Source organism: Robiginitalea sediminis (genome assembly GCF_002198115.1).
GTDB lineage: Bacteria > Bacteroidota > Bacteroidia > Flavobacteriales > Flavobacteriaceae > Robiginitalea > Robiginitalea sediminis.
The window spans coordinates 243,546-264,785 of the sequence record NZ_NGNR01000003.1 but is presented as its reverse complement, the minus strand read 5'-3'; the positions used below and the strand labels follow the sequence as shown (position 1 = coordinate 264,785).

19 protein-coding genes and 2 tRNA genes are annotated in these 21,240 nt (G+C 54.1%); 10 read left to right on the top strand and 11 right to left on the bottom strand.

Annotated elements, in window-relative coordinates:
• Positions 1-57 precede the first annotated feature (57 nt).
• Entirely contained in the window at positions 58-735 is a 678-nt protein-coding gene (locus tag CA832_RS11025) for a DUF3667 domain-containing protein (RefSeq protein ID WP_158211922.1), read from the top strand.
• Here CA832_RS11025 and CA832_RS11020 read toward each other — a convergent pair.
• From CA832_RS11020 to CA832_RS11005, 4 genes are all read right to left on the bottom strand, one after another.
• Positions 696-2,468 carry an ABC transporter ATP-binding protein gene (locus CA832_RS11020; protein WP_088341667.1) on the bottom strand — a complete coding sequence of 591 codons (1,773 nt, stop codon included), beginning with the start codon at positions 2,466-2,468 and terminating at the stop codon, positions 696-698. The two genes, CA832_RS11025 and CA832_RS11020, sit on opposite strands and share 40 nt — an antisense overlap.
• Entirely contained in the window at positions 2,446-3,207 is a 762-nt protein-coding gene (truA, locus tag CA832_RS11015) for a tRNA pseudouridine(38-40) synthase TruA (protein ID WP_088341666.1), read from the bottom strand. The genes CA832_RS11020 and truA overlap by 23 nt, the downstream gene beginning before the upstream one ends.
• Positions 3,208-3,324: 117 nt before the next feature.
• Positions 3,325-3,822, bottom strand: a complete 498-nt coding sequence (locus CA832_RS11010) for a metallophosphoesterase family protein (RefSeq protein WP_088341665.1) — start codon at positions 3,820-3,822, stop codon at positions 3,325-3,327.
• A gap of 103 nt (positions 3,823-3,925) precedes the next feature.
• Positions 3,926-4,336 carry a DUF4293 domain-containing protein gene (locus CA832_RS11005; protein ID WP_088341664.1) on the bottom strand — a complete coding sequence of 137 codons (411 nt, stop codon included), beginning with the start codon at positions 4,334-4,336 and terminating at the stop codon, positions 3,926-3,928.
• A 308-nt stretch (positions 4,337-4,644) separates the two neighbouring features.
• Here CA832_RS11005 and rho point away from each other — a divergent pair, with 308 nt between their 5' ends.
• From rho to CA832_RS10985, 4 genes are all read left to right on the top strand, one after another.
• A complete protein-coding gene (gene rho, locus CA832_RS11000) occupies positions 4,645-6,279 on the top strand; it encodes a transcription termination factor Rho (RefSeq protein WP_088341663.1) in 1,635 nt (544 codons plus the stop codon).
• Positions 6,280-6,441: 162 nt separating this feature from the next.
• On the top strand, positions 6,442-7,110 hold the full coding sequence (locus tag CA832_RS10995) for a hypothetical protein (protein WP_088341662.1): 669 nt from the start codon (positions 6,442-6,444) through the stop codon (positions 7,108-7,110).
• A gap of 19 nt (positions 7,111-7,129) precedes the next feature.
• The gene (locus tag CA832_RS10990) at positions 7,130-7,840 is read left to right on the top strand and encodes a hypothetical protein (protein WP_088341661.1); all 711 of its coding nucleotides are present in this window, start codon (positions 7,130-7,132) and stop codon (positions 7,838-7,840) included.
• Between the two features lie 2 nt (positions 7,841-7,842).
• A complete protein-coding gene (locus CA832_RS10985; RefSeq protein ID WP_158211921.1) occupies positions 7,843-8,553 on the top strand; it encodes a hypothetical protein in 711 nt (236 codons plus the stop codon).
• Between the two features lie 47 nt (positions 8,554-8,600).
• Here CA832_RS10985 and rpsT read toward each other — a convergent pair whose 3' ends face one another.
• The 4 genes from rpsT to proS form a co-directional block, all read right to left on the bottom strand.
• Positions 8,601-8,852 (bottom strand): 30S ribosomal protein S20, encoded by a 252-nt coding sequence (gene rpsT / locus CA832_RS10980; protein WP_088341659.1) that lies wholly within the window; start codon positions 8,850-8,852, stop codon positions 8,601-8,603.
• Between the two features lie 68 nt (positions 8,853-8,920).
• Positions 8,921-8,992: transfer RNA gene (locus CA832_RS10975), tRNA-Glu, on the bottom strand.
• Positions 8,993-9,039: 47 nt separating this feature from the next.
• A tRNA-Glu gene (locus CA832_RS10970) sits at positions 9,040-9,111 on the bottom strand.
• Between the two features lie 96 nt (positions 9,112-9,207).
• Positions 9,208-10,683, bottom strand: a complete 1,476-nt coding sequence (gene proS, locus CA832_RS10965; RefSeq protein ID WP_088341658.1) for a proline--tRNA ligase — start codon at positions 10,681-10,683, stop codon at positions 9,208-9,210.
• 97 nt (positions 10,684-10,780) lie between these two features.
• Between proS and CA832_RS15040 the strand changes: the two genes are divergently transcribed.
• Entirely contained in the window at positions 10,781-12,112 is a 1,332-nt protein-coding gene (locus CA832_RS15040) for a hypothetical protein (RefSeq protein ID WP_158211920.1), read from the top strand.
• Between the two features lie 38 nt (positions 12,113-12,150).
• Positions 12,151-13,659, top strand: coding sequence for an OmpP1/FadL family transporter (locus tag CA832_RS10950; protein ID WP_088341655.1), 1,509 nt, complete (start codon positions 12,151-12,153; stop codon positions 13,657-13,659).
• A 304-nt stretch (positions 13,660-13,963) separates the two neighbouring features.
• Here CA832_RS10950 and CA832_RS10945 read toward each other — a convergent pair whose 3' ends face one another.
• Complete coding sequence (locus tag CA832_RS10945; RefSeq protein WP_088341654.1) at positions 13,964-15,364, bottom strand: T9SS type B sorting domain-containing protein; 1,401 nt, start codon at positions 15,362-15,364, stop codon at positions 13,964-13,966.
• Between the two features lie 110 nt (positions 15,365-15,474).
• Positions 15,475-17,283 (bottom strand): T9SS type B sorting domain-containing protein, encoded by a 1,809-nt coding sequence (locus CA832_RS10940; protein ID WP_088341653.1) that lies wholly within the window; start codon positions 17,281-17,283, stop codon positions 15,475-15,477.
• Between the two features lie 126 nt (positions 17,284-17,409).
• Between CA832_RS10940 and folE the strand changes: the two genes are divergently transcribed.
• Both folE and cysS read left to right on the top strand, forming a co-directional pair.
• Positions 17,410-18,093, top strand: a complete 684-nt coding sequence (gene folE, locus CA832_RS10935; RefSeq protein ID WP_088341652.1) for a GTP cyclohydrolase I FolE — start codon at positions 17,410-17,412, stop codon at positions 18,091-18,093.
• 7 nt (positions 18,094-18,100) lie between these two features.
• On the top strand, positions 18,101-19,579 hold the full coding sequence (cysS, locus tag CA832_RS10930; RefSeq protein ID WP_088341651.1) for a cysteine--tRNA ligase: 1,479 nt from the start codon (positions 18,101-18,103) through the stop codon (positions 19,577-19,579).
• On the opposite strand, the gene CA832_RS10925 is transcribed toward cysS, so the two are convergent.
• A complete protein-coding gene (locus CA832_RS10925; protein WP_088341650.1) occupies positions 19,573-20,496 on the bottom strand; it encodes an AraC family transcriptional regulator in 924 nt (307 codons plus the stop codon). The two genes, cysS and CA832_RS10925, sit on opposite strands and share 7 nt — an antisense overlap.
• Positions 20,497-20,860: 364 nt before the next feature.
• On the opposite strand from CA832_RS10925, the gene yidD reads away from it, so the two are divergent.
• Entirely contained in the window at positions 20,861-21,094 is a 234-nt protein-coding gene (yidD, locus tag CA832_RS10920) for a membrane protein insertion efficiency factor YidD (RefSeq protein ID WP_088341649.1), read from the top strand.
• The last annotated feature ends 146 nt before the right edge of the window (positions 21,095-21,240 follow it).

Below are 21,240 nucleotides of genomic sequence, written 5' to 3'. Positions count from 1 at the left end.
ACCTTTAAAGCTCTGATTCGGGATGTGGTCGACCGGTTTTTTAATCTTGATAACTCCGTGGTCCGGACGCTGACTCAGATGATTGTCCGGCCCGAGGCTGTTATTGGCGGGTATATATCGGGGCTGCGCAAACGGTACCTAAACCCCATTAGCTATCTCGGGATTGCCCTGACGCTTTCGGGAATCATGATTTTTGTGATGCAAAAAATGTACGGCGGAGAAATCGATTTTACCGGAGGGGCCGAAAACGTCAACCCGGAATTTACCCGGAAATGGGCGAATATCGCGTTCGACTTCAATGCCGTCTTTTTCCTGCTCTACTTTCCGGTCCTGGCATTACCGGCCTTCCTCTTATTTAACAAGGTTAGGTATAATCTGGCTGAACACTTTGTGGTACTCGTGTATACCATTGCCGAATTCAGCATACTTACCTTTCCAATCAGCCTGGGTTTCCTTATCTATGACGCCGAACATTATATGGATTTCAGCCGGTATACGCTTTTGGTGACCCTGGCCTACGTTCTATGGGTTCTTTGGCGGATTAACTCCTACAAATTCCTCCCCTTTTTGGGAAGGTCCATAGCCTTTTTGGCCATGGTTGTATTCCTGTTTTTTGTGCTTATAATGGGGCTGATGGTCGTATTGATACTAACAGGCTATTTTGACCTAAGCGATTTTAAACCCGTCGAGACGGCTCAGGCCATTTCCTCCTCCGCCATAAACTGGGCCTCGTAAAGTTTGTGGTAGTACCCTTTCTTGGCGAGCAGGGTCTTGTGGGAGCCCATTTCCACGATCCGGCCGCTCTCCATCACCACAATGGTATCGACCTTTTTGACCGTTGCCAGACGGTGGGCAATGATAATGGAAGTCCGGCCCTCGGTAACCTTCTCGGTAGCCTGCTGGATGAGCTGTTCGGTGTAGGTATCCACCGAGGAAGTGGCCTCGTCCAGCACCAGGATGCTGGGGTTTCGCATATAGGCCCGGAGGAAAGCGATGAGCTGACGCTGTCCGCTGGAGAGCATGCTGCCCCGCTCCTTTACGTTGTAGTCGTAGCCTCCGGGAAGGCTGCTGATAAACTCGTGTACCCCTATGGCCCTGGCGGCGGTTTCGATGCCCTCCTGCCGGATGTCCGGGTCGTGGAGGGTGATGTTGGCCGCGATGGTATCGGCAAACAGGAATACATCCTGCAGGACCACCGCGATGTTCCGCCTCAGGGAAGCCAGGCGGAAGTCCTTGATGTCTTTTCCGTCGAGCACAATGTGGCCCGAATCGATATCGTAGAAACGGTTCAGCAGGTTGATGATGGTCGATTTTCCCGCCCCGGTAGCGCCTACAATGGCGATTTTCTGCCCGGGTTCCACGGCAAAGGAAATCCCGTGCAGGACCTCCTCTCCTTCCACATAGCTGAAGCGCACGTCTTCAAAACGGATCCCCCCGTCCATATGAGGGACTTCCAGGTCTCCATGGTCCTCGATGCGGCTCTCGGTATCCAGGATGCGGAAGACCCGGCCCGCAGCCACCATCCCCATCTGGAGTGTATTGAACTTGTCGGCAATCTGCCGTAGGGGCCGGAACAACATCTCGATGAGCAGGATAAACCCGAAAATAATTCCCTTGTTGTCTGCCCCCAGGTTGGTGATGTCCTGCAACCCGCCATACCAGACCACCAGGCCGATGGCAATGGAAGTTACAATCTCGGCAATAGGAAAGAAAAAGGAGTTATACCAAACCGTTTTCAGCCAGGCGTTCTGGTGCTTTTCGTTGATTTCCCTGAAGTTGCGGCTTTCGGCTTTCTCCCGGGTAAACAGCTGCACGATCTTCATCCCGGTAATGCGCTCCTGCACAAAAGAGTTCAGGTGGGCCACCTGGGCCCTTACCTCGGTGAAGGCCACTTTCATTTTCTGTTGAAATACCCGTGTAGCATACAGGATTAATGGCAGGATTGCAAAGACAATGAGGGCCAGCCGCCAGTTCCAGTAAACCATGATGGCGGAAGCCGCCAGCATTTTCAAAAGGTCCGCTACGATGGTGAAGAATCCCTGGGAAAATATTTCCCCAATACGTTGCAAGTCTGCAACGGCACGGGTTACCAGCACGCCGATGCTGGACTTGTTGTAGTACTCCATACGGAAGCCCACCATGCGATTAAACAGCTTGATGCGCATATCCTTGATTACGGATTCCCCCAGCCAGTTCGCGTAGTAGGTGAAGAGCAACTGGCAAACCACCTGCCCGATGAGCACCCCGAGCATGGCCAGGGAGAGCGTTAGCAGGTAGTCCTGGTCTTTAAGGGCGATGGCCTTGTCGATGGTCTCCCTCAGGATCATGGGGGTTAGCACCGAAAAACCCGTAAGCAGGATGGCGGAAAAGGCCGTCCCGAAGAAGGTCCACCGGTAGGGCTTCGTGTAGGCCATTACACGGCGGAACAAAAACAAATCGAATGCGTTACCGGTTTTCTCCTTCTCCATCTTCGTAAATGCCAGGGGGGTATTGGATATCCGTCAAATATAGCCCTTTTGCCGGGACTGAAGGCCCTGCCCTGCGCCTATCGCGGCTTTTTATTATTGTCTTAACATCGTCCGGGTGCCACTCCCCTTTTCCCACCATAAGAAGGGTCCCCACAACCGCGCGAACCATGTTCCTGAGGAAGCGGTCTGCCGAGATACAGAATACCCACCCGTGCGGGGCCGGCCTCCACTGCGCCTCCCGGATGTCGCAGCGGTATGTCTTTACATCGGTCTTGGAGCGGGAAAAAGCCTTGAAGTCCTCGAACCCTGGCAGCAGGCTGGCCGCCCGGTTCATGGCTTCGAAATCCAGGGGTGCATGCACCAGATGTGCCCCGTGGTGCCAGAAGGGGTTTTTCTCCTGTACCAAATGGTACTCGTAACTTCTGCTGGTGGCATCGAACCGCGAATGCGCCCCTTCCCGGACGGGCCGGATCCCGTGGATGGCAATATCGTCAGGAAGGAAGGCGTTGAGCCGGTGGGCAAAGTCCGCAGGCAGGTCCTCCCGGTCGAAATGCGCCACCATTTTACGTGCATGTACCCCGGCATCCGTGCGCCCTGCTGCCACAACATCCAGGTGGTCAGTGCCCAGGAGGGTGGCCATCCGGGACTCCATGACCTCCTGGATGCTGAGGGCATTGGGCTGCCGCTGCCAACCGTGGTAGGCGGTGCCCAGATAGGAGAATTCCATGAAATAGCGCATGGTAGAAGAATATGGGCAAAGATAGGAAGTTCAAGCAGGTTACCGCCACTTGATTCCTGCCAGGTACTTGCAGGGAAAAAACCGAACTTTGCTGTGGGGCGGAGGTGAGGAGGCCCCCTACCCGCGCTTTCCCAGCTCCACTACCTCCAGGTCCTTGATGTCCGACCCGTCCACCACAAAGCGGAGCATCGTCCGCACCTGGTGGAACCCCTGCTTGCCGGCTGCCCCTGGATTCATGTGCAGCAGGTCGTGCTTCTTGTCGTACATCACCTTCAGGATATGGGAATGGCCACAGATAAACAGCTGTGGGCGGTTTTCGGCAAACCCTTCCCGCACCCGTTTTTCATACCGGCCGGGGTACCCGCCAATATGTGTGATCCACACCTTAACCTTTTCACAATAAAAGCGCTGGTCCAGGGGGAACTCCTGCCGGAGTTTGTGGCCGTCTATATTGCCGTAAACGGCGCGCAGCGGTTTTACCGCGGCCAGGGCATCGGTCACTTCCAGGGTCCCGATATCCCCGGCATGCCAGATTTCATCCGCCTGGGACGCGTACTGCAGGATACGCTCGTCCATATGGCCATGGGTATCAGAAAGCAAGAGGATTTTTTTCATAGGTATGGGCGCGTAAAGATAGGGTACCGGAGGCCTATACTAAAATGCAAAGACCCCGGCCTGAGCCAGGGTCTATCGCACTAATACTACTAAGATGAAAGGCTTATCGCAACCGGTCCACAGATTTTACAAGATCCTCATCCCTTTTAATGGCCTTGTTGGCCAGCACTAAAAAAACGATAGAAAAAATGGGGATAAGCATCCCAATACCCTTCTCCGAGGCACCAGCCTCTCCGGGTAGGTTTAGGGAACGGTACACGAAAAATCCTAGTAAAAAAAGGTGCAGTATCATATTGAACCGGTTCAATACGAACTGTTGCTTACGATCTTTAAAACGCACGATAGCCACCAATGCCAAAAGGGCTGAGCCGTAGAAGGCAACAGACACCGGCACTTCCTGATGGGCATACACAGGCGCCCCGGCAGCGTCGGTCCAAAGGGCAAGCCAGAACGGGAGTACCCCGCAAAGCAGGGCCACGATAATCAGGTATACGGTCTGGATGCGCTGTATCATACGTGAATCTGTCAGGACAGGAAGCAAAAATAAAGAGAAAATCGCTTTTGACCTACCCGTCCCGCCAGGAATTGGTGACTTGGGTGCAACCCTATGGTTTCAAAACATTTGGGCGTTAAAATAAGGCATGTTAAAACGCTATTTCGAAAAAGTTTCGTATCATTGTAGTGTTATTTCACGCCGCACTTACCAAACGGGCTTTCAGATCCCGGGCAAATTCCGAATAACCTTTCTTCAATTTTTTTATGGGACACGTCCCCATTATTCGACACACAGTAGTACTTCAACAACGATTATTCTAACAATACATGTTTGAGATTTCCGAATTAAAGGCAAAGAAACTGCCTGAACTTCAGGACATTGCTAAAGATTTAAATGTTCCTAAATACCGGACCATGAAAAAACTGGACCTGGTATACCAAATCCTGGACCTGCAGGCGAGCAACCCCGCGGCAGTGCGCGAACAGATCAAGGAAGACGCCTCATCCCCTGCGCAGGAGGCCCCTGCCCAGGAAGAAAAAGAAAAGCCCAAGCAACAGCGCGGACGCGGACGTCAGGATGCGCGTCAGGATGGGCGCTCCGGGCAACAGCGCCACAAGAGCAACGGGGAAGAGCAAAAGGAATCCCGCGACTCCCGTTCCGAGGAGCAGCCCCAGAAAAAACAAGAGCGCAAACCGCAACAACAGCAGCAGCGCAAGCATGACAACGATGGCGACGCCCAGGGAAAAAAGCGGGGCAAACATCATAAAAAAGAGCCTTCTTCGGATAAGAAGAACGGCAACTATGACGCCAGCCAGAAAAACAAATACAAGCAACCCGAATACGAATTCGACAGCATCATCGAGAGCGAAGGCGTACTGGATATTATGTCCGATGGGTACGGTTTCCTGCGTTCCTCAGATTACAATTACCTATCCTCACCGGACGATATCTATGTATCCCAATCCCAGATCCGCCTCTTCGGCCTGAAATCCGGAGATACCGTACTGGGCAATGTCCGGCCGCCTAAGGAAGGGGAAAAGTACTTCCCCCTGATCAAGGTGAACAAGATCAACGGCCTGGACCCAGCCGTGGTGCGGGACCGGGTGGCTTTTGAGCACCTGACCCCCTTGTTCCCCAAGGAGAAATTTAAACTGGCAGACAAGTCCAGCAACATTTCCACCCGTATCATCGACCTGTTCTCCCCTATCGGGAAAGGGCAGCGCGGGATGATTGTGGCCCAGCCTAAAACGGGAAAGACCATGTTGCTCAAGGATATTGCCAATGGCATAGCGGCTAACCACCCGGAGGTATACCAGATTATCCTGCTCATAGACGAGCGCCCGGAGGAAGTAACCGACATGCAGCGCAATGTGCGGGGTGAAGTTGTGGCTTCCACCTTCGACAAGGAGGCTTCCGAACACGTCCGCGTGGCCAATATCGTCATCGACAAAGCCAAAAGGCTTACCGAATGCGGGCACGATGTGGTCATCCTCCTGGACAGTATTACCCGTTTGGCGCGGGCGTACAACACCGTACAACCCGCCTCCGGTAAAGTACTCAGCGGGGGTGTGGATGCCAACGCACTGCATAAACCCAAGCGCTTCTTCGGAGCTGCCCGGAACATCGAAAACGGGGGGTCCCTTACTATAATTGCCACGGCCCTTACCGAAACCGGATCCAAAATGGACGAGGTAATCTTTGAGGAATTCAAGGGAACCGGTAACATGGAACTGCAACTGGACCGCCGGATTTCCAACCGCAGGATTTTCCCGGCCATCGACCTGGTGGCTTCCAGTACAAGGCGGGACGACCTGTTGTTGGACGAGCAAACCCTGCAGCGCATGTGGATCCTTCGCAAGTACCTGGCCGATATGAATCCTATCGAGGCCATGGAATTCCTGGAACAACGGATCAAACAGACCCGTTCCAACGAGGAGTTTTTGATGACCATGAACGAATAGCATCCGCAATACCAAAATGTAAAAACCGGCCTTTAAAGGCCGGTTTTTTTTATCCCGTTAATCGAAAGCTGGCGGCTGGTGGCCGGGCAGAAGGAATTATTGTACTATTTTTATACAGGTTCCCCCAAGATTACAATAAACATTAACCTTTAACCCTTTCCTATGAAGTACACGAAAATCTTGGGGATAGCCCTGCTGGCATGCGGGATAACCCTACTGAGCTGCGGGCAGCAATCCGGAGAAACCCAAGGTCCCGATCCCCAACAGGCGGCCAAAGTAGAAATTGCCACCCCCACATCTATTATCCCGCTGGAACAGGCGCAGGTGTATTACGACCGCTATAGCACCCGGCGCGTTCCGCTTATCCAGCAATACGAGGATTCCGTAAACCGCAGTACGGATGCCGAAGCGCGTTTTGATGTGGCCCGCTATGTCTCCTTCGACTACGAGACGCTCAAACAGTACATGGCCTATATCGAACAGGAGGCCGGCCGTGTAGACTCCAAGATTGTAAGCCTCCGCGTTTATTTCGGAAATAACCCGGATGAAAAAGAAAAAGTGCACCCGAAACAGAATACCGTTATGCTGGTGCCCGCGGTGAAACCGATGGCCGAAAGCGAAGCGGAATGGGGGTTGTTCATCAACAACGGTAAAGCCGGCTTTCTCGGGCTGGACCTGAAACCCGCAGACCCTAAGGCCATGGGGATGGAATTGCACCTGGAGGAGCGGTCCGAAGCAGGGATGCTCCCATCGCTACCCCTTACGGCTCAGGGAGGAGGTGGAAGCCTGATTATGAACGAAGGTACTTCGGCACCGCCCCCATATAACTAATTCTTGATGTAACGCCGCGATGAAGCCCGGATGGTTAATCGAATACCTTTGGGGAGAACCGTTTCTGGCAGTCTACCTGCTGGCGGTGATTTTTTCCCTGTGGAAGTACCGTAAATACTACGATACCCCGTTGCGGTTCCTCCCCGTACTTTTGATGTATACCCTGCTCACCGAACTCATGGGGATGATCATCCGGGACAACGCGGAATACAGCCTGAACCTGACCGAATTTTATTTCAATAACAACTGGCTGATTTTCAACATATACAACCTGATTTTCTTCCTGTACTTCCTGTACGTATACCGGTTGTATCTGCAGCGTGATAGGTGGAAGAAAATAGCCTGGGCAGGGACAGCCGTTTTTGTTCTGACCAGTGGCATCAACGCCCTTATGGAAGACTTCCGGATCGTCTCCCAGTTGTATTCCTACACCGTGGGAGGGCTATGGATGATCCTTCTCTCCGGGGCGTATTTATACCAGCAGTGGAAATTGCGCTTTCAAATACCGCAAAGGCGGAACCTTCTGGTCTGGATCAGCCTGGGCATCCTGGTTTTTTACACCGGGTACCTGCCCATCAAATACCTGCGCTTTTCCATAGTAACCATGGACAGCGATGCTTCCCTTGCGCTGCTGCGGACGTTTCACCTTGGGCTTATTTATTTTATGTACGGCAGCTTCCTATTGGGTTTCCTCCTGCTGAAGCGTATGAAAAAACCCCAGGGTAGTTAGTGTTGCCGCCACTTCTGGTCTGGACGGAGATTTCCTTTATGGCCCTGTATGGCATTACCCTGCTTTTGTCTGTCATCAGGTTTCCGAAGTACTACGACACCCCTGTACGTTATTTACCCGTACTGCTTGCCTATACCCTGCTCACAGAGGCCATGGGCATGGTGATCCGCGATAACCCGGAGTACAGCCTGTTCTTACAGGAACTTTATTACAACAATAATTGGCTGATCTTCAATATCTTTTCCCTGATTTACTTCGGCTTCTATTTCTACGTTTATTACCACTACCTCCGGCTTAGATGGATTCTTCCCGGGGTTGGCCTCTATGGCCTAGCCGTCCTTCTGAATGCCTTTCTGGACGATTTCCGGGTGGTGTCCCAGGTGTATTCCTATGGGGTAGGCAGCCTGTTGCTGATTCCGATGGCCTTCATATACCTCAAAAAGGAAAGCCGCAACCGAAAGAATGGCCCGATGGGGAGGAACCTCCTGGTTTGGCTTAGTAGCGGGGTTTTGCTATTCCAGGCAGGTTATACCCCAATTAAACTCCTGAGGTACCTGATGGTGGAGGTACCCCTTGCCACCATGGCCTGGGTACGTCCGGTACACCTCGGGTTAATCCACCTGATGTACGCCCTGTTTATAGCGGGTCTTTTGGTGATGAAAAAAATGAAGCGTCCCGGTCCGGAGAAGGAGATCCACGGCAACGGGAAATAAAAAACCCCGGCAAAAGCCAGGGTTATCTCGTAGAGAAAGACAAGGGGCTACAGGTGAGCCACTTGCTTCATCAGCTTTCCTTTCAGGTTAGCTGCTTTGTTGCTGTGGATGATATTGCGCTTGGCCAGCTTATCGATCATACTCACAACAGACGGCAACAAGGCCTCAGCCTTTTTCTTGTCGGTTTCGTTGCGCAGCTTCTTGATCGCGTTGCGGGTGGTCTTGTGCTGATAGCGGTTGCGAAGGCGAACAGCTTCGTTTCTGCGGATGCGTTTTAATGCGGACTTGTGATTTGCCATATGTATTTTCTCCTTAGTGCCGGGCCCGTCCCCGGGATTCCCATGCGCGTATCTAAACCTATTCTTAGTAGCCCGTAGGGGATTCGAACCCCTGCTACCAGGATGAAAACCTGGCGTCCTAACCCCTAGACGAACGGGCCTTTTAAAGCCTTCTGGCTGCCTGGGGTTAAGCCCCGGTAACCTCTTGTAGCCCGTAGGGGATTCGAACCCCTGCTACCAGGATGAAAACCTGGCGTCCTAACCCCTAGACGAACGGGCCATACCTGAAAACCGCAATTGCGGCTTCGATTAGGCGCCTGCAAAAATACAATTATTTTTTTCCCCAACAACAGCCAAAAGGGATTTTTTCAACCCCTTAATAGGCCTTGGCAAAGAGTACCCGGTAGGGCGATGGTTTGCCGGTGCGGACACAACTCCCCGGATCGGGTTTCGGGTCCAGGGGGATACAGCGGATCGTGGCCTTGGTCTCCTCCTTGATCCGCTCCTCGGTTTCCGGGGTTCCGTCCCAATGGGCACTTACAAAACCGCCTTTGCCCTTAATGACAGCCTTAAACTCCTCATAGGTGTCCACCTCGGTAATATGGGCTTCCCGGAAGGCCTCCGCCTTCTGGAAGATCTGCTGCTGGATGTCTCCCAACAGCTCCTTAATGTGGTTTTCGATCCCTTCCATGGCCACCACTTCTTTCTGAAGGGTATCCCTTCGGGCTACTTCCACGGTCCCATTTTCCAGGTCCCTGGGTCCTACGGCCAGTCGGACCGGTACACCTTTGAGCTCGTACTCGTTGAACTTAAACCCGGGCTTGTGGGTATCCCGGTCGTCGAATTTCACGGAGATATCCAGGTCGCGCAGGCGTTTTACCACCGGGGTTACCGCCTGGCGGATGGCCTCGAGTTGTTCCTCTCCCCTGTAGATCGGGACGATTACGACTTGTATAGGGGCAAGCCGCGGGGGGAGTACCAGGCCGTTGTCGTCCGAGTGGGTCATAATCAGGGCTCCCATAAGGCGGGTGCTTACCCCCCATGAGGTCGCCCAGACATATTCCTGCTGGCCTTCTTTGTTGTCGAAGGTCACATCGAACGCTTTGGCAAAATTCTGCCCAAGGAAATGGGAGGTGCCAGCCTGTAAGGCCTTTCCATCCTGCATCATTGCCTCAATACAATAGGTTTCCACCGCTCCGGCAAATCGTTCCCCCGGAGTTTTGGTACCCCGGATAACCGGGACCCCCATATGCTCCTCGGCAAAGGTGGCATATACATCCAGGATGGTTTCCGCCTCTGCAATGGCCTCGGCCTCGGTAGCGTGCGCGGTATGGCCTTCCTGCCAGAGGAATTCCGCTGTCCTGAGGAACAGACGGGTACGCATTTCCCAGCGCACCACGTTTGCCCACTGGTTAATGAGCAGGGGCAGGTCTCTGTACGACTGAATCCACTTGCGGTAGGTATCCCAGATAATGGTCTCCGAGGTAGGTCTTACAATGAGCTCCTCCTCCAGTTTGGCGTCTTCGTCTACGACAATCCCGCTCCCGTCTTCCGCATTCTTCAGGCGGTAGTGGGTAACCACAGCACACTCCTTGGCAAACCCCTCCACATGGCTGGCTTCCTTGCTCAGGTAGGATTTGGGGATAAAAAGCGGGAAATAGGCATTCTGGTGGCCTGTATCCTTAAACATCTTGTCCAGGCCTGCTTGCATCTTCTCCCAAATGGCATATCCGTAGGGCTTGATCACCATACAGCCGCGCACACCCGAATTTTCGGCCAGGTCTGCTTTGACCACCAATTCGTTATACCACTTTGAATAATCCTCGCTGCGCTTTGTTAGATTTTTTCCCATCTACCCGAGTTTGGCACAGAACTTGTGCAAATATTAACGGAAATCATTCGCCAAAGCTAACTAATTTTAGTATGTTCAACAATAAAAGATTGCAGCCATGAATGCACTACTACCCCACTTGAAATTTCGGCATTCCCTCTCTTTCGGGCTGCTGGCCGTCTTGATGACTTCCTGCGGTTCGTACCAGCAGGCTTCCTATTACGATACAGACGGTATATACGCTACTGAAGACATGCGCCCCACGGAGCGCGTGGTGGTTCGTGACGCCCGCAGTCAGCGCCCCCCTGCCCGAAGTGAAAATGCAGAATTCTACGAAGATTACTTCGGCCAGCGCGCCCAGGAACTGGACCAGATCCTGGATAGTGAAGTATTTACCGACATAGACTCCTACTCGAGTGCCGGGCAGGCAGACAGCCTTGGCATTGCCCAGGATAGCCTTATCGGCAACCCGAATGACTATTTTGACTCCTACAATAACGATTATGCCGGCAACCCCGGATGGGGCGACAGCGGTAGCAATGTAAGCATCAACTTTTACGGCAACTCCTTCGGGTGGGGCTGGAATGCTCCGGGATGGAACAACTGGGGGTGGTATGACCCCTGGGTATGGAACAACGGCTGGGGCTGGGTAGACCCGTTCTATTACGGCTGGGGCTGGAACAACTGGGGCTGGAACCGCTGGGGTTGGAACCGCTGGGGCTGGGGCTGGAACAACTGGGGTTGGAACAACTGGGGCTGGGGATACGGCTGGGGCTGGAACAACTGGGGCTGGAACAACCCCTACTACGGATACAACCGATATGCCTGGGGCTATAACCGGGGCCGGCGCGGATTTTATACCCGCGACAACCTCAACCTGCAAGGGGCCCGATACGCCTCAACCCGGGCAAATACCACCTCGAGAATCCGCAATAACAGCGGCCGGTCCAATGCGCGCACCAACGACAGCCGATACGGAACCTCTCGCTACTCACGAAGCCGTGTAAATGCCGATGCGGCAGCACGGAACCGCGCCTATCGCAGCAGCAGGAGCACCCGGTCTGTAGTGGGGTACAACGGACGCAATTCCCGCACATATTCGGGCAATTCCGCCAATAGCGCAAGGAGGACCTACGGTACCACTCGCAGCGGCTCAAGCGGCTCCTATTCCGCCCCAAGAAGCGGGACATACCGGGGCTACAGCGGGTCGAGCCGGAGCGGAGGCACCTATCGCAGCAGCGGTAGCAGCAGCCGGTCTTCCGGGACTTTCCGCAGTAGCGGTGGAGGAAGCCGGTCTTCCGGAAGTTTCCGAAGCAGTGGCGGAGGAAGCCGGTCTTCGGGCAGCTTCAGGAGCAGTGGAGGCGGAAGCCGCAGCAGTGGCGGTGGCCGAAGCAGCGGCGGAGGTCGCAGTGGTGGTGGCCGCAGTGGTGGTGGCCGTTCCAACGGATAAGAACCCATAAGCCTATTTACCGAATCAAATCCTTTACTATGAAACGGATCATCACTTTCATAACGCTCGGCCTGTGCCTGGGCGCAAACGCCCAGACCATTAGCGATGCCTTGCGCTACAGTCTGGAGGAAACCCAGGGCACCGCACGGTTCCAGGGAATGAGCGGCGCTTTTGGCGCCCTGGGCGGAGACCTTTCCGCCATCAATGTAAACCCTGCCGGATCGGCTGTATTCAACAACGGGTTCTTTACGGTTACCGGCTCTAATTATAACCGGGACAACCTGGCCGGGTTTACCCGTTACAACACGGGGGCCGAGATCAATTCGGTAGAACTGAACCAGGTTGGTGGCGTTTTTGTCTTCAAAAGCAATGAAGGCTCGCCCTGGCGTAAACTCGCCCTGGCGGTGAATTACGACATGGTACAGAATTTCGACGACGAGTTTCGCGTTGTGGGTGCAAGCCCCATCGGGCTGGATAATTACTTCCTGAATTTCGCAGACGGGGTCCCCCTGGGTCCGTTGCGGGTGCAACAGGGGGAAAGCATCGTGGATGCCTACTTCGACATAGGAGCCAGCCTCGGCTTTGCAGACCAGCAGGCCTTCCTGGGTTTCCAGGCGGGCTTCATAGACCCGGTAGACCCGGACGATGATGGCAATACCCAGTATTTTTCCAACGCCTCCTATAACACGGTAAACCAGGATTACCTGCAGCAGACCAATGGGTACAACAGCAAGTTTGTCCTGAACTTTGCCGGGCAATACCAGGAAAACCTATACCTCGGGGCATCCCTCAATTTTCATTCAGTACTGTATGAGCGCCTCACCTTTATGGATGAAACCGGGTACGATACGGATTCGCCTATCCAAAGCGCCACCTTCGACAGCTTCCTGCACAGCGAAGGGGCCGGCTTTTCCTTCAGCCTGGGTGCGATAGCGCGCGTAAACGACAACGTACGGCTGGGCGGCAGCTACCAATCCCCAACCTGGTACAGGCTTACTGACGACTTTGCCCAACGGGCCAATACGGACTTCCCGGATAAAAACCCGAATATCTCAGCCATTAACTTTGGGGTGGTAAACCTCTTCGACGAGTATACCATCAAAACCCCCGGAAAATGGACCGGCAGCCTTGCCCTGGTTTTCGGCAAGCAAGGGCTGCTGAGTTTCGACTACGACTACCAGGATTTCTCCCGTGCCGAACTACGGCCTACCGGGGATCCGTCCTTCAGTAGTGAGAATCAATTCATCTCCCAGGAATTGGGAGGGGCGTCCGGCTTCCGGCTGGGCGGGGAATACCGTATAGACCAGGTAAGCCTGCGCGGCGGCTACCGCTACCGCCAAAGCCCTTTCAAGAATAACGACAGCTGGGGGGACCTTCAGGGGTATTCCGGAGGCCTGGGCTATGCCTGGGGGCCCAACAGACTGGACCTGGCCTATAGCCGCAGTGAGCAGGATACCGGGGAAGCCCTCTACGATGGCGGCCTCGCAGATGTCCTCATTAACAGGGTAAACCACTATATTACCCTGAGTTATTCGCTCAACTTTTAGTTAGAAAACAAAACAGGAAAGCCCCGGTACCGGGGCTTTTTTATTGAGCGGCATTGGCTTTAAACTGATGGTGAGGTGCAGGGGTGCAGGGTATCTTTTCGGCGGGGGAGGGCGCAAGCCCCCGGGGGGGCAAAAAAATGCCTCAGGTTTCCTGGCTAAAGGTCATCTTCGGTATTTATGATTGGAAAAGCCCCAATTCTACTACAGTGAAAATTCGTGGTGATATTGAAAGGTAAATGCACCCTTACAGCCTATTATGGTTGTAGGGGGCGGGGGCACCCCCAAATTTTATGGGATTACTCCCCTATCTTTTCAAGGTAAAATGGGTACGCACCAGGTTGGCAACCAACACGCCGGCTTCGTCCCGGCTGTATTCCAGGCGGAACCAGTAATCCGAAGAGGGCAAGGGCCGTCCGTTAAAGGTTCCGTCCCAACCCAGGCTGGTCTCGTCGATCTGCTTGAGCAGCTTGCCATAGCGGTCAAAAATAAAAACGACCGGGTCCGTGAGGGTTTCTATGCCCAGGATATGCCAGGTATCGTGAATCCCGTCGGCATTTGGCGTAAAAAACTTCGGGTAACCCACCACCAAAAACGGGATGGGTTCCGTAGTGCCACAACCATTCTTATCGTTTATCACCAGGGTGTTTTCCCCGGGGGGGACATCCGTAAAAATGGGGGAATCCTGATATGGGCCGCCGTTAATGGCATATTCGTAGTCTCCGTTACCCTGGACAAAGACCTCTATCGTATTATTGTCCGATAGGTCCTCCAGTATATCGATCCGGTCCAGGACGGGCTCCCCGTAAAAGGTGATCAGGATGTCGTCGGTAATAACCGGGCCTACCGTTGGGGTAATCTCCACAAAATACCGGCCGGAATTGGGGCTGCTCACCACCAGCTGGGTCTCAGCAGGGCCACTGAGCAGGTTGGGGTCGTCTATGGTACCATCGTCATCGTAATCCACGGACCAGACCACGTTGGCAATATCCGGCCCAACAGGCGAATTGAGGGCCGAGAGGGTAATATCCGGGTCTCCTTCACAGGCCACGATGTCCAGGCCCAAAAACTCGTCGCGTAAGGTACAGTCCAGGGCATTGTTCTGGTCCTGGTTAACCGAATTCCCGGTAAAGGTCAGGGAAAACGGTTCCGGATCCCCGTCAAAATTGGTGTTGTAATTGTTGATGAGCAGGTAGTAGATTTCCCCGGGCTGTACTTCCAGGAATTCATCGTACGTATTCTGACTGCCCTTAATAAAAGGTTGGCCTGCCTGCCCGTTCTCCGGGTTTACCCCTATCCCGGTAAACCGGGTATCGTTTACTTCGTAATTGCAGCGGATAGGCTGGGCGGTACCGTTACTGATGTCGGCGCAGGCCACGTCCGGCCCATAGAGGGCAAAGTCCCATTCGGCAGTATCGGAAAGGGCTTCGATGTCAAAACCGATTTGACCGCCGGTCCCGGCGCGGAAGACAAACCAGGAAGTATTATTCTCGATATTGGCAGAAGCGATACTCCCCTTCTCCAGGCAACCGGATTGCCGGATTACATCCGGATCAAAATCATCGATATCCCCGCTGCCATCGGCAAAGGTGGTAATGACCGTGTCCGCACAAACAGGGATGGCAGATCTGCAGTCCGGAGAGTTCTGGGCCATCAATGCAGGGGCGCATAGCAGCCAACCCAATAGCAGCATCAGGGTGCTTCTCATAGCAGGTGGGGCAGGTTTTTTTCAAATAGTATAACTCGCACACCCGGCATTTAGTATGCTTTTACCGAAGTTTTTGACCGTTAATCGATAAACGGCACACTTCGGCAGTGTCAGCGTTTCAGGGAGAAATGGGCGTTCAGGTACCGGGCCTCCACGCGCTGGCCCCTTGGATCGGTATAGGTAAGGCGAAACCAGTAATCCGCAGCCGGCAACAAGTGCCCATTGTAGGTGCCGTCCCATCCAGGGCTGGTTGGATCCAATTGCTTGAGGAGCTTGCCGTACCGGTCAAAAATATGGAGGATGGGGTCCGTCAGGGCCTCCAGGCCGCTTACCTGCCACTGGTCGTTAATCCCATCGCCGTTAGGCGTGAAAAAGGGCTGGAAGCCCACAACGGTTATGGTTTCGGCCACTTCCCCACAACCCAGGGCATCCCGCATGCGCACTTCGTGTTGCCCGGGAAGGACCCCATCGAAAACCGGGGAATCCTGGAAAGCCCCGCCATCCAGGGCATATTGGAAATCCCCCGCTGTGGCGGGCTCCAGGGTTATGCGGTTGGACACCTGCAGGTCCTCCACTAAAACCGAGGCAATGGCCGGAGGCAGGGATTCCTGCACCCGAACCGTACGGGCCGCCATACACAGGCCGTTAGCACTTGTAGCCGTCAGGGTGTATTCCCCGGAGGTGACTACCTGCAAGCCCGGTGTGGTTTCCCCCGAGTCCCACAAATAGGACACGCCTGGTTCAGGTGCGGGTAACCCGATGGTAGCCAGGCCCCCATCGGAACAAATAAATGCCTCTTCCGGAAAATCCAGCGCCGGCATGGCATCCGCCACCACCTGAAAAGACTCCGAGGTATCGTAACAAGCCGGGTTGGCAAGGGACGTGGTGCGGATATAGACGGTTTGAACTCCGGGTGGGACTGCCCATTGGGAAGGCAGGGGGTTTGTGTCTGCCTGGGCGTCTGTAAGGTTGGTATAAAAGCTTACCCGGAATTCCATGGGAGACTGGGCTCCCAATGCCTCAAGGGCTTTTACCTGCAAATCCAGCTCCCCGTCCGATTGGCATAATGCTTCATCGGAAACCCCCTGGGTAACCGGATTGGGGCTGAAGCCCACCTGCACATCGCTGATGATCTGGGAGCCATCCGGCATGGTAACCCTCACGCGGCACACCCCCTCGGATACCACATCCAGTTGGGAGGTGGAAGCCCCGGTGATCGGCTGGAATCCGGAACCAATATCCAGGAACCAGTGGTAGGACTGGGCTCCTGAGGTGTACGCATCCAGGGGAACCGTATCCCCCTGACAGGCCGCCACGGGAGGCCCCAGCAGGTTGCTGACTATGGAACAATCCAGGGCATCATAGGGGTGGTCTACAAAAATCTGCCCGGAAAACTGTATGGAAAACCCGGAGTTGGTATTGCTGAAATTATTGATAAGCAGGTAATAGTCTTCCCCGGGCAGGACATCCAGCCAGGGCTCGTACTGGTAGCTTCCGGAATTTCCCGTGGGGTCTTCCCCCACCCCCATATAGGAGGCCATTTCCTGGTTGTCGAAAAAATTACACCTGACGGGTTCCCCCAGGCTGCCACAATCGGCCGCACGGTAAAGTGCAAAATCCCAGTCCTCGGTAGGGCTGAAGGCAATATTGAACCCGAGCTGACCGGCCGCTCCTGTGCGGAAACGGTACCAGGCCGAGTTGGATTCAATAAAGCCGCTTAGGGTGCGCTCCAGGCACCCGGAATCGGAAGCCCCGTAGAAATCATCGGCTCCAAAACCACTGGTGCCCCCATTCACCGGGGTATTACTGCAAATAGGGATTGCCGTCTGGCAATCGGGCGATACCTGCCCCAGCAGATGAGGCCCGCAAAGGAAAATCCCGCAGGCAAAAAACCAGATGAAAAGCCTTAAAATGCGCATGGCAAGGTTTTGGCAACCTAAAAGTAAATGCGCCTTCCCCTTAACACGAATTTATGTTGTGTACCCGTGGATTCGGGCCATTAAGTGCTATTTTATGTATATCTTTGCCACTTGAAAACGCGAGAAATGGCCAATACAGATCCCGCCCTGGAACCCAACCCGGACCTGTACGGGGAAGACCATATTTCCACGGGGGAACAGACCCCGCTACGGGACGATGCCTTCGTGCTTAGCGAAGAGGAAAAAATCGAACGGATCACCACCAGCGTACGCGATATCCTGCTTACCCTGGGTATGGACCTGACAGACGACAGCATGAAGGGTACCCCACTGCGCGTAGCGAAGATGTACGTAAAGGAAATCTTTGGGGGGTTGAACCCGGAACGCCGGCCCAAGTCCTCCACCTTCAGCAACAAGTATAAATACGGGGAAATGCTGGTGGAGAAAAACATCACCGTCTACAGTACCTGCGAGCACCACCTGCTGCCCATTGTGGGGAAGGCGCATATCGCCTACATTTCCAACGGCTCCGTGGTGGGGCTTTCCAAAATGAACCGTATCGTGGACTATTACGCCAAAAGACCGCAGGTCCAGGAACGGATGAACATCCAGATTGTACGGGAACTGCAGCGCGTTCTGGGCACCGAAGATGTGGCCTGTGTAATAGACGCCAAGCACCTTTGCGTAAATTCCCGGGGCATCCGCGATGTAGACAGTAGCACGGTTACTGCAGAATACGGCGGACGCTTCAAGGAAGAAGGCATCCGAAGGGAATTCCTGGATTACATCAACCTGGAGACCGAATTTTAAGACCCAGATGGCCCTGTATAAAACCCAAACCCTCAAGATCCACAACTCCCTTACGGGGAAGAAAGAAGAATTCACGCCCTTACACGAGGGCCACGTGGGCATGTACGTCTGCGGGCCTACGGTATACAGCAATGTGCATCTGGGCAATTGCCGGACCTTCATGTCTTTCGACCTGATATTCCGCTACCTGTTGCACCTTGGGTATAAGGTGCGCTATGTGCGCAACATCACCGATGCGGGCCACCTGGAGGACGATGCGGACCAGGGCGAGGATAAAATTTCCAAGAAGGCAAGGCTAGAAAAGATCGAGCCCATGGAAGTGGTGCAGCGCTACACCGTGGATTTCCACAATACCCTTCAGAAATTCAACCTGCTCCCCCCCAGTATTGAGCCTACCGCCACAGGGCATATCGTGGAACAGATCGAGATCATCAAGGTTATCATGGACAAGGGCTATGCCTATGAAAAGAACGGCTCGGTCTACTTCGACGTGGTGAAATTCAATGAGGATTACCAGTACGGGAAACTCAGCGGCCGCAAACTCGAGGACATGATTGCCAATACCCGGGAGCTGGCAGCCCAGGACGAAAAAAACAACCCGCAGGATTTTGCCCTCTGGAAACGGGCCGAACCCCAGCACATCATGAGGTGGCCCTCCCCCTGGGGGGAAGGGTTCCCGGGCTGGCACCTGGAATGCACGGTAATGAGTACCAAATACCTGGGGGAGACCTTCGACATCCATGGGGGTGGGATGGACCTGAAGTTCCCGCACCACGAATGCGAAATTGCCCAGGCAGAGGCCAGCAACGACAAGTCCCCGGTACGCTATTGGCTACATGCCAACATGCTGACGCTCAACGGCAAGAAAATGGCCAAGTCTACCGGCAACAACCTGCTCCCCAATGAGATATTCAGCGGGGAAAACACCTTGCTAAGCAAGGCTTTTGCACCAACGGTTGTCCGGTTTTTTATGATGCAGGCGCATTACACCAGTATTCTGGACCTCAGCGACGAAGCCCTTCTGGCGGCAGAAAAAGGCTACCACCGCCTGATGGATGCCATGGAACTGCTCCACAACCTGCCCACCGGGGTCACTTCCGGCTTCGACCTGGGGGCATGGCGGCAGCGGTGCTACGACGCCATGAACGACGACTTTAACGCCCCGGTGCTTATCGCACAACTCTTCGAGGCGGTTAAGGCCATCCATCTGATACGCGAAGGGAAACAGGAAATCACCGCTGCAGACCTGGAAGGGTTGTCCGAAACCCTCCACGGCTTTGTTTTTGACGTCCTGGGGCTGGAGCGCGCCCACAGGGAATCCGGGGAATCGGAAAAACTGGACGGCACCCTGGAGCTGCTGGTAGAACTGCGCAACCGTGCCCGGACCGACAAGGATTATGCAACGGCAGACCGCATCCGCGACGCCCTCAACGACCTGGGCATCCAGATCAAAGACGGCAAAGACGGCACTACCTTTTCCTATTGATTCTTAAAACCCTGGTTTACATAGTACTTCCGGTAGACCCCGGGAGTCATATGGTATTTTTTCTTGAAGGCCCGGTTAAAGTAGGAACGGCTCTCGAACCCGCTGCGCATAAAGACTTCCTTGATACTGACTTCCGGATTCTGCAACAGGCTAAGGGCTAACCTCAGGCGCTCGGTACGGATATACTCCAGGGGTGACATGCCAATTTCCTGCCGGAAAACCCTGTGGAAATGCGAGACGCTCATAAAGGCCCTTTTACTCAGATACGGGATATCGAGGGTCTCTGCCAGGTTCCGTTGAATGTAGCGGACGGTATCGGCCATACGGCTGTCGTCCCGCAGCCGGATGAATTCAAGGCGGTATCCCGGCTGCTCATACGCCTGCAGGATGCGGATCACCAGCTCCTGTAGCATGTTATCCAGGAAATAGTCCTTATTCGGATGGTCCTCACTGAGTAGAAAAAGGAAGCGCTGCAGAATCTGGTGGAAGGCACAGTCGTTCACAAAGTGGAAATTCCCCCTGGGAAACTCCCATTTTCTCCCATCCTTCCGGGGCATGTTGGCATTCATCCACCCTATGACCTGGGCGTATTTGTCATCGGAAATCTCGAGACTCATACATCGGGCCGGCCGGGACATGGAGGCCTCAGGAAAATCGATAATAAGGGATTCGCAGCACGGGATAATAAGGGACTCCCCGGGAAGGAACGGAAAGCGTTCGTAATCCCGCAGATAGACTGTTTTTTTGCCCTCTATCATACTCAGCAGGGCTGGGTGGGAAAAAGACACCTGAATCTGGTGGGCTTGCTGGTGCGTTTCGAATATATGGAGAACTGCATCCTTGAACCCATAGGTGGTCTGATTTTCCACCAGGGTTTGGAGCTTTCTGGTTTCCAGAAATTTGGCAGGCAATTGCATACAGAATCTTTGGTCGGAACAAGATACCAAACCCTAACACCTTATGGGAATTACCTTTTGTTTATGATAGTATCGGTCATATATATGACAGGATTCGACAAAGGGTTGAAAGGCGCAATACCTACTTTGGTACCAGGCTGGCACAACTGCTCGGCCTGCCCTTAAAGCTACTGAAGTAGCAAACCATTAACTACCTGGAAAGCGGATAAAAAGTCGTCACCAGGAGCGCCTTAACCCTACATAGTTTGGTTGTTTTGGGAATCACCGCCCCTCGATTCCGTGAGTTATAGCGCCCGTGACGACTTTCCCTCTCCAGTCCTCCCATCCCCCCAAAAAGGCGTACCTTTCTCCTCTAGTTTTGCCAATGGCTTCACAAACCCTCAAATACCTGGCACGGCCTGTTATCTGGCTGATCCGGGGGTACCAAAGGTATATTTCACCCTTAACGCCCCCTACCTGCCGCTATACCCCGACCTGTTCCCAGTATACTGTGGAAGCCCTGCAAAAGCATGGGTTGCTGAAAGGGGGGTGGTTGGCTGTGAAGCGGATTGGGAGTTGTCATCCCTGGGGGGGATCCGGCTACGACCCGGTACCTTAATCCACAGGGATGACAACTCGGCCAGCGCGCCATCTCGCCCGTCGCGCCAAAGGTCCACCGGACCTTTGGGTTTCGCTCCGCCGCCCTGGGGGGGATCCGGCTACGACCCGGTACCTTAATCCACAGGGATGACAACTCGGCCAGCG

Bases quoted from the DNA above. Each gene is read 5' to 3' on its own strand.
- CA832_RS11020 (WP_088341667.1), bottom strand. From the start codon at position 2,468: ATGGAGAAGGAGAAAACCGGTAACGCATTCGATTTGTTTTTGTTCCGC.
- truA (WP_088341666.1), bottom strand. From the start codon at position 3,207: ATGCGCTATTTCATGGAATTCTCCTATCTGGGCACCGCCTACCACGGT.
- CA832_RS11010 (WP_088341665.1), bottom strand. From the start codon at position 3,822: ATGAAAAAAATCCTCTTGCTTTCTGATACCCATGGCCATATGGACGAG.
- CA832_RS11005 (WP_088341664.1), bottom strand. From the start codon at position 4,336: ATGATACAGCGCATCCAGACCGTATACCTGATTATCGTGGCCCTGCTT.
- rho (WP_088341663.1), top strand. From the start codon at position 4,645: ATGTTTGAGATTTCCGAATTAAAGGCAAAGAAACTGCCTGAACTTCAG.
- CA832_RS10995 (WP_088341662.1), top strand. From the start codon at position 6,442: ATGAAGTACACGAAAATCTTGGGGATAGCCCTGCTGGCATGCGGGATA.
- CA832_RS10990 (WP_088341661.1), top strand. From the start codon at position 7,130: ATGAAGCCCGGATGGTTAATCGAATACCTTTGGGGAGAACCGTTTCTG.
- rpsT (WP_088341659.1), bottom strand. From the start codon at position 8,852: ATGGCAAATCACAAGTCCGCATTAAAACGCATCCGCAGAAACGAAGCT.
- proS (WP_088341658.1), bottom strand. From the start codon at position 10,683: ATGGGAAAAAATCTAACAAAGCGCAGCGAGGATTATTCAAAGTGGTAT.
- CA832_RS15040 (WP_158211920.1), top strand. From the start codon at position 10,781: ATGAATGCACTACTACCCCACTTGAAATTTCGGCATTCCCTCTCTTTC.
- CA832_RS10950 (WP_088341655.1), top strand. From the start codon at position 12,151: ATGAAACGGATCATCACTTTCATAACGCTCGGCCTGTGCCTGGGCGCA.
- CA832_RS10945 (WP_088341654.1), bottom strand. From the start codon at position 15,364: ATGAGAAGCACCCTGATGCTGCTATTGGGTTGGCTGCTATGCGCCCCT.
- CA832_RS10940 (WP_088341653.1), bottom strand. From the start codon at position 17,283: ATGCGCATTTTAAGGCTTTTCATCTGGTTTTTTGCCTGCGGGATTTTC.
- folE (WP_088341652.1), top strand. From the start codon at position 17,410: ATGGCCAATACAGATCCCGCCCTGGAACCCAACCCGGACCTGTACGGG.
- cysS (WP_088341651.1), top strand. From the start codon at position 18,101: ATGGCCCTGTATAAAACCCAAACCCTCAAGATCCACAACTCCCTTACG.
- CA832_RS10925 (WP_088341650.1), bottom strand. From the start codon at position 20,496: ATGCAATTGCCTGCCAAATTTCTGGAAACCAGAAAGCTCCAAACCCTG.
- yidD (WP_088341649.1), top strand. From the start codon at position 20,861: ATGGCTTCACAAACCCTCAAATACCTGGCACGGCCTGTTATCTGGCTG.